The following is a 318-nucleotide window of genomic DNA, read 5'->3' on the forward strand; positions in this document are numbered from 1 at the left end:
GGCTCGCACCTTCCGTGGAGGCATAGGATACTAAGATAAAAAGTTCGGGTTTATGACTCGAACTTTTTTCCTTGCAATTGTGTAAAAGAGAAAAAGATAGTAAAATAGATGTATGATTATTTTACAAGCCAATAAAATTGAGCGTTCTTTTGCTGGAGAGGTTCTTTTTGAACATATCAACCTGCAAGTCGATGAACGAGATCGGATTGCCCTCGTTGGGAAAAATGGTGCAGGGAAATCTACTCTTTTAAAGATTTTGGTTGGAGAAGAGGAGCCAACTAGTGGAGAAATCAATAAGAAAAAAGACATCTCTCTGTC

Annotated in this window: 1 protein-coding gene; it reads left to right on the forward strand. The window is 38.4% G+C overall.

Translation table 11 applies throughout. The annotated features are described in order from the left end of the window. Positions 1–112 precede the first annotated feature (112 nt). On the forward strand, positions 113–318 hold a 206-nt coding region (locus SORDD16_RS10230), incomplete at its 3' end, for an ATP-binding cassette domain-containing protein (RefSeq protein WP_061453302.1).

The sequence above is a fragment of the Streptococcus oralis genome, assembly GCF_001578945.1.
Classification (GTDB): Bacteria; Bacillota; Bacilli; order Lactobacillales; family Streptococcaceae; genus Streptococcus; species Streptococcus oralis_Q.